This is a genomic window from Nocardiopsis alkaliphila YIM 80379 (genome assembly GCF_000341005.1).
Taxonomy (GTDB): domain Bacteria; phylum Actinomycetota; class Actinomycetes; order Streptosporangiales; family Streptosporangiaceae; genus Nocardiopsis; species Nocardiopsis alkaliphila.
In genome coordinates this window covers 1-6647 of sequence record NZ_ANBD01000133.1, presented here as the reverse complement: position 1 = coordinate 6647, position 6647 = coordinate 1, and the positions used below count along the sequence as shown (strand labels likewise).

Below are 6647 nucleotides of genomic sequence, written 5' to 3'. Positions count from 1 at the left end.
GCAGCCATGTCAAGGAGTGTGTTCGTCATGCCCGAAACCGTCCTCACACCCGTGGTACCGGTCCCGGTTCAGGGTGAGGCCACGGTGCCATTGGCCAGCTTCATCCGGCCCTTCCAGCGCCACTACTTCTCCGGGCTGCCCGAACGCCCCAACTACCGGGCGCGCAGCTACGACTTCGCCGGCGTCCCCGCCCTGATGCCCCTGGTCCGCGCATTCCTGGACACCTGTGCGGCCACCGAGACGGACGATTACCGGTACCTGTTCACCCTGCTGGGGTGTGAGCTGGCCACCAACTCGATCCAACACAGCCTGTCCGGATATCCGGGCGGCAGCTACACCCTGCACGTTCACCGCGACAGGGAAGGATTGCGCCTGTCCTGCTACGACCGGGGCGGGCTGCGCACCCGCAACGCCCGCCTAGCACCGACTTCGGGTGGGGCCGACCTGGGCGCCGAATCCGGGCGCGGCCTGGCGATGATCGACGCCTTGGCCACGGACTGGGGCGACAACGGCAACGTGGAGTACCGCACCGTGTGGCTGTACCTGGCCTACGACCTGACCAACAGCGCCTGGAACGGTCCCAACTGATCACGTCCACATGACATGAGACGGGCCCAGGAGAGCGCGGCAACGCTCTTCCGGGCCCTGAACCCCCAAAACCCAAACAAGGCATATGCAAGGAAACGAGGATCTGATGAACCACCCTATCCCCGCGCCGCGACGCCCCGTGGACACTCGCCCCGCCCCGACCGGGACCGTCTTCACCCCCGCCCCGCCGCGCCCGGTCGTGACCTCCGGGCCGGCCTGCGTCTCCTGCACCCACCGCACCTGCCGCGCCCAACGTGCCCGCACCCTGCCCCGCCTGGGCGGACACCGGGCCGAGTTCGCTTTGGAACACCACCAGGCCGCGACGCTCCAGGCCCGCCACCGAGGACTGATCACGTGGTTCGGTGAGGCCACGCAATCCTTTTGGGTGGCTTCCGCCACCGGCATGTACGAGGCCAAGACCTATGACGACCTGCTGGCCCACCTGTGGGCGCGATCCCAGAGCCGGCTGCGTCCCCGAGAGTTCTGGACCCGGCACTGACTCCGAGCCTCGCCCTGGGTCCACGGCCGGGGTGGGACCTCTCCGCCCCGGCCTGATCCCTGACCACGCCCACCCGCCGGCGCCACCTGGTCCTTCCCATTGAGATAGAGAAAGGAGCACGTGGCACGGGCACCGGCTGTTTCGGTGCCGGTCAAGATGATCGTGGGAAACCTTGAACGGATCACCCGACCATCAAAGTTTCGACCCCTATTCTTTAATCGAGGACGGTTCGATGACTGGAAGGTAGAGGGTGTTTCCTCCCGGCCCTGAAGGCCGGGTCTCCGCGCCCAACAAACCGATGAAGGAGCTCCGCCCCGGCTCCGGTGGCCGTTCGGAACTCAAGAATCCTGTTCGCGTTCGATCCTCGGCGACAGGCGATGACGGTCACCGCAGCCTTTTCCCACCATGCCACGTGTAACGCCAACAGGAGGCCACGGCACCGCGCCACCTACCCAAGGCATCCGCACCACCTACGGTTCAGGACGGGTGCGCGAGTTCGGCCACGATCGTGTCAGCGGTTCTCGCCATGGCTCCGCTGAGGGGGAGCTCCTTCTTCGTACGAAGGGTGGCTCGCGCGACGTTGGCGCACAGCAGCAACCGACACAAGAGCCCGCTCTTGGTGGTCAGCTGTTCCGTGAACTCCTCGACCACCCTGTCCGCGACCTCGGGAACCCCTTGCTGCGACTCAAACGGGTCGCCCCGAAAGGACTGTTCGACGCATACGCCGCCAGTATGGACGCCGTGTGGCGTACGGCCCGCCCCCTCAAGGAGTGAACGCACCTATGGCCCGTACCGAGTACTACGACGATCCGAACGCGCCTGTGCCCAACAGTCTGGTGGTGGCGGCCAGTGCGGCCGTCATAGATGACGGGGGGCGCCTGTTGTTGCAGCGGCGGGTGGACAACGGGTTGTGGGCGATGCCGGGCGGCGCGATGGAGATGACTGAGAGCCTGCCCGAGGCCGCCGTGCGGGAGGTGCGAGAGGAGACCGGTTACGAGGTCGAGGTGATCGGATTGGTGGGCACCTACACCGATGCCCGGCACGTCATCGCCTACAGCGACGGGGAGGTGCGCCGCCAGTTCAACGTGTGCTTCCGTGCCCGGGTCGTCGGGGGAGAACTCGCCGTCAGCGACGAGTCGTACGAGGCGGGGTGGTTCACCCCTTCCGAACTGGAGGACCTGCCGATGCACCACACCCAACGGCTGCGTGTGAAGCATGCCTTGGGGAAAGGTGTACCCCACCCGGGCTGAGCGGATCGGCGTGTTCACCTTGACCTGAGTGCGGCTATTCCGCTCCCCATGCCTGGGCCACATCGCCTTGCCGTACTTCCTTCCCCCGGTAGGCCTTGAGTCTGACGCGGAGAGGAACCGGCTAAGGCGTGAACCGATGAACGGCATTCCGGCCTTTTGCGCCGCCTAACGGAGCGGCCGTTCCCCCCGGGGCGGGAAACGGCCGCGTCATCGGAGGGAACGGGCACTCAGCCGATCGGCTCTTCCTCAGCGGTGGTGACTTCGGGGGCGGGAACGACCGGCGGCAGCAACTCCTCGGCCTTGATGGATCGGGTCGTCACGTCCTTCTGATCCAGCAGAGGCAGATCCTTGGGCGTGGAGACCCCCAGTTCCGGGAAGCGGCGTGCGGCCGGCAGCACGCTGCGCTCCAAGGAACCGATGGTCTTGTTGTAGAAGTTCATCGACTGGTCGAGGTGGTTCCCGAGTGAGGAGAGGTGCCCGCTCAAAACGGCCAAACGATCGTAGATGTCCCGTCCCAGCTTCTGGATGGCCTCGGAGTTCTCCCGGACCTTCTCCTCTTCCCAGGACAGGGCGATGGTGCGCAGGACCGGGACCAGGACCGTGGGGGTCGCGATCATGATCCGCTTGCCCAGGGCGTACTCGTACAGGTCGGGGCGCTTGTCCAAGGCGGCCTGGAGCAGGGCCTCGTTCGGCAGGTACATCAGGACGAAGTCCGGGCTGCCGGCCACCGTCGTGAAGTACTCCTTCGACGCGAGCCCGTCCACGTGCTTGCGGATCTGTGCGGCGTGCTCTTGCATGAACCGCTCGTGATCGGCCTCGTCAGCGGCCTCGATGGCGTTCATGAAGGCGTCGAGTGAGACCTTGGCGTCCACCACGACCTTGCGGCCGTTGACGAGGTTGACGACCATGTCCGGCCGCTGTTTCCTCTCTTGGCCCTCGACGCTGACCTGGAGGTCGAAGTCGACGTGCTCGCGTAGGTTGGCCAGCTCCACGGTCCTCTTCAGGTGCAGTTCGCCCCACTGGCCGCGCACCTGGGGCTTGCGCAGCGCCTGGACCAACGCTTCGGTCTGTTCCCGGCTCCGCACGTTCTCCTCGGCCAGACGCTTGATCTGCTCGTCCAGGCGGGTCTCCGTGGTGGTGCGCCTGCCGTCGAACTCGCGCAGGTGCTTCTCCAGCTCCTGGATCTTGTCGCCGACCACCTTGGCGGTCGCCCCCAGTTTGTCGTCGGCGGTGCTGCTGAGTGTTTCCTGGGAGGACTTCAACATCTTGGCCACGGTGGCCTCGACCTGTTCGGACTGGAGCCGGGTCTGTTCCTCACGGACCCGTTCCAATTCCTTGTGCGCGGAATCGAGCGCGGCCCGCCGCTTCTCCAGTTCGGCGCGTTCGGTGCGCAGCTTCTCCAGGTCGCGCTGGTGATCGCGCAGGTCCGACCGGAGCTGTTCGATGGTGGCCGTCAGAGCCGCGTGTTCTTGGTCGCGAGTGGCCGATTCACCCTCCAGCTCACGGATGCGCCGATTGGCGGCTTCCCGCTCGGTGCGCAGCCCTTCGGCCTCGGCGTCGGCCTGCCCGCGCTGCTCGCGTAGGTGGTCGAGCTCGGTCTCCAGGGTCGCTATTCGCCCTGAGGCACCCTCCAGCCGGGTGCTCTGTTCGATCAGAAGGGCTTCGCGACCCTGGTGCTCGACCCGAGCCCGCTCGTGTTCTGCGCGCGACGCCTCGTATCGATCCTGGGCCTGGTCGCGTTCCTGCCTCGTGACCCGAAGGTCGGATTCCAGGCGGCTGTTGTCCTCTTTCAAGGAACGATGCTGCGACTCGGCGCGAGAGCGCGCGAACAGGTAACCGAGGGCGGCGAAGAGCACCGCCGCCACCAGGGGCGAGGCGATCATGAGCATGGTGTTCACGGTGATTCCTCCAGGGAAGTGCGCTCGCCTGGTGTCGGCGTGCGAAGAGGATGGGATCGTCGCGTTCACGAGGGGCCCGGGAATTCCGAGACGGGTGGAACGCGATGAACCCTCACCGTAGAGAGGTGAAGACCTCGAAGGAAATGAGAATTCGATAACCCTGGTTATCAATGAATGGAGAATGGTAGAAGGATGGCTATAGGGGAAGAAGTCGGGCGCCTCCGCCGGCTCGGGGTCACTTCTGCCGGTCAATCCCGAGTGGATCGTGGGCACCGAGGGTCGTTCCTCGCACCCGTGCCGGGAAAGCCACTCCCGCGCCGCCGCTTTTGACGACGGCGCGGATCGGATCCAAGGCGCACCGGTGTTCGCGCTCGGGGGTCAGCACGGTCCGGCCTCGGGCCGGTGAGTGAGCGGCGCACCCGGCCCAGGGAACCCCGCCCCGAGGAGGGACGGTCCGGTCGGGGCATAGGGCGAGACCTTCATGGCCGGCCGGAAATCTCCGCGTTCTCCTCACGGAAGGAGGACAGGACCTGGTTGACCTCCTCGGGGAGGTGTCCGGCGGGTGGCCAAGGGGTCGGCACCTGGAGCGGAATGAGCTGTGAGGGTTGTGGGCGCTGCTGAGGACCGGTGTGCACCATGTGCTCGATGCGGTCGGCGTAGCCGGTGAAACCCTGCGATTCGTGCCACGGGTACCACGCCCCCTGCGTGGTCAACGGATCGAATCCCCACCGGGCGACCCTCGCCTCGGCCTCGTCGCGCACGGTCGGGTCGGTCGACGCCTGCCGCTGCTTGACCTTGCGAACGACGAAGAACGCGATCCCCAGTCCGGCGAACAGGGCCAGCCCCACGGACCTTTCGGCGATCGGACCGGAGGGATCGGGGTTGATGGCTTCGCAGTCGGCCTCGTTCATGATGACGTTGTCCGGGTCCGCGAGGATGTCCAAGCAGTCCTGGTAGGTGAATTCGTCGCTACCGGCGGGCCCCCTGACGGCTTCCTGAGCCGATGCCCCCAGGCCCTGAAAGAGGAGGCTGAGCGCGAAGAATCCGGCGATGACCAAACTCGCGATGGAAGCGAATGCGAAACCGGACTGCTTCAGCCGCGCCGGATGCTTCATGAAGCGCTGTCTTTCGTCCCCAGGGGTCTGGGCCCGGGCTCGCTCGATCGCCCTGGACCACGCGGCGTTCCACGTGTGTTCACGGTCGCGCAGGAGCGGGACCAGGGCGACGGCGCGTTGCTGCCAGTCGACGAACGCGGAGCCCTCCGGGGTCTGCCGCCACATCGAGAACTCGTGCCGGGCGGTCTGCTCGGCCATCGCCTGCTGGAGTGCGTGCTGCTCCTGTTGGAGCGCGAGTTGTCGCTCCTGGGTCCTGGCCTGGCGTGCGGTGTTCGCGGCGGTGATGCCGTTGAAGACCATGCTCGCGGAGCTGGTGAAGGCGATGCCCTTCAAGAGCTCGGTGTTCTGGGCGGCGGACCTGGCGGCGGCGGCGCTCGAACCCTCGATGTTCTTCAGATGCTGCGCGCTCTTGGCGGTCGAATGACTGGTGTACCGCAGATAGTCCTTCGCGGACGTCATACCGTCATCGGCCCTTTCTTCTCATGTGCGGAGGCAATTCCCTGACTGGTGTCGCCGATGACGGGGTTTGGCGAGCACGCCCCGACCGATGGGGACTCACAGTTCATGGACAGAGGGTCAGCGTAGCCAAACCCGTGGGTGATCGACCATTTCCGCACCTCAGCGCACTTTTGCCGAAGGTGTACCTCGTATGCGTATTCGACCCCGGACCGATCTTCGTTCTTGTCGCGAAATGATCAGTCGGTGGCCACGGCCTCGATGACCTCGCGCAACGCCGCGAAGCTGTGCGCGGGCAGAAAGACGTCGCAGTAGGGCAGGGCCGCCGCCATCCCGCCGGTGGTGGGCGAGAACCCCGGCGCAGCCGCTCGGGGGTTGGCCCACACGACGCGGTGCGCCCGGCGACGCAACCGCTCCATCGCCGCCCTCATCTCCTCGGGCGGATCGCTGTCCCACCCGTCCGAGAGCACCACCACGACCGCACCGCGCACCACGCCGCCGTGTCGAGAAGCCAACAGCTCGCGCAGGCTCGCCGAGATCCGGGTCCCGGCGAACCGGTCTTCCACCGCCTCGGTGACCTTCTCCAAGACCTCGTCCACCGTGCCCCGGCCCAACAGGGGAGTGAGCCGGGTCAGGCGTGTGCCGAAGGTGAAGACCTCGGTCCGGGTCATCGAGGTCAAAGCCCTGGCCAGCTGGAGGTGGCCGGCGCTCTGCGCGCGCATCGAACCGCTCACGTCGCACAGCACCACCACCGGGCGCGGTCGCCGCTGGGGGCGCTCGCGTACCAGTTCCACCGGCTCCCAACCGGTGCGCCGGGCCCGTGCCAGGGTGGCCCGCAGCG

General features: G+C 66.6%; 7 protein-coding genes. 3 read left to right on the top strand and 4 right to left on the bottom strand.

Annotated features, from left to right (window positions below; translation table 11 throughout):
• Positions 1-27 precede the first annotated feature (27 nt).
• Together D472_RS0118960 and D472_RS0118955 are read left to right on the top strand one after the other, a co-directional pair.
• Complete coding sequence (locus D472_RS0118960) at positions 28-588, top strand: ATP-binding protein (protein ID WP_033304221.1); 561 nt, start codon at positions 28-30, stop codon at positions 586-588.
• Between the two features lie 106 nt (positions 589-694).
• Complete coding sequence (locus tag D472_RS0118955; protein WP_033304219.1) at positions 695-1087, top strand: hypothetical protein; 393 nt, start codon at positions 695-697, stop codon at positions 1085-1087.
• Positions 1088-1564: 477 nt separating this feature from the next.
• Here D472_RS0118955 and D472_RS28715 read toward each other — a convergent pair whose 3' ends face one another.
• Positions 1565-1738: a hypothetical protein gene (locus D472_RS28715; RefSeq protein WP_017606044.1), complete on the bottom strand. Its 174-nt coding sequence runs from the start codon at positions 1736-1738 to the stop codon at positions 1565-1567.
• Positions 1739-1869: 131 nt separating this feature from the next.
• Between D472_RS28715 and D472_RS0118945 the strand changes: the two genes are divergently transcribed.
• On the top strand, positions 1870-2337 hold the full coding sequence (locus tag D472_RS0118945) for an NUDIX hydrolase (protein ID WP_017606043.1): 468 nt from the start codon (positions 1870-1872) through the stop codon (positions 2335-2337).
• Between the two features lie 227 nt (positions 2338-2564).
• Here D472_RS0118945 and rmuC read toward each other — a convergent pair whose 3' ends face one another.
• The 3 genes from rmuC to D472_RS25965 form a co-directional block, all read right to left on the bottom strand.
• Positions 2565-4226, bottom strand: a complete 1662-nt coding sequence (rmuC, locus tag D472_RS0118940; RefSeq protein WP_239643008.1) for a DNA recombination protein RmuC — start codon at positions 4224-4226, stop codon at positions 2565-2567.
• 488 nt (positions 4227-4714) lie between these two features.
• On the bottom strand, positions 4715-5809 hold the full coding sequence (locus tag D472_RS0118935; protein WP_017606041.1) for a hypothetical protein: 1095 nt from the start codon (positions 5807-5809) through the stop codon (positions 4715-4717).
• Positions 5810-6045: 236 nt separating this feature from the next.
• A partial coding sequence (locus D472_RS25965) for a VWA domain-containing protein (RefSeq protein WP_017606040.1) occupies positions 6046-6647 on the bottom strand: 602 nt, incomplete at its 5' end.

What these genes read in the sequence shown, in the direction of transcription:
- D472_RS0118960 (WP_033304221.1), top strand. Translation starts at nt 28, where the DNA reads ATGCCCGAAACCGTCCTCACACCCGTGGTACCGGTCCCGGTTCAGGGT.
- D472_RS0118955 (WP_033304219.1), top strand. Translation starts at nt 695, where the DNA reads ATGAACCACCCTATCCCCGCGCCGCGACGCCCCGTGGACACTCGCCCC.
- D472_RS0118945 (WP_017606043.1), top strand. Translation starts at nt 1,870, where the DNA reads ATGGCCCGTACCGAGTACTACGACGATCCGAACGCGCCTGTGCCCAAC.
- rmuC (WP_239643008.1), bottom strand. Translation starts at nt 4,226, where the DNA reads ATGCTCATGATCGCCTCGCCCCTGGTGGCGGCGGTGCTCTTCGCCGCC.
- D472_RS0118935 (WP_017606041.1), bottom strand. Translation starts at nt 5,809, where the DNA reads ATGACGTCCGCGAAGGACTATCTGCGGTACACCAGTCATTCGACCGCC.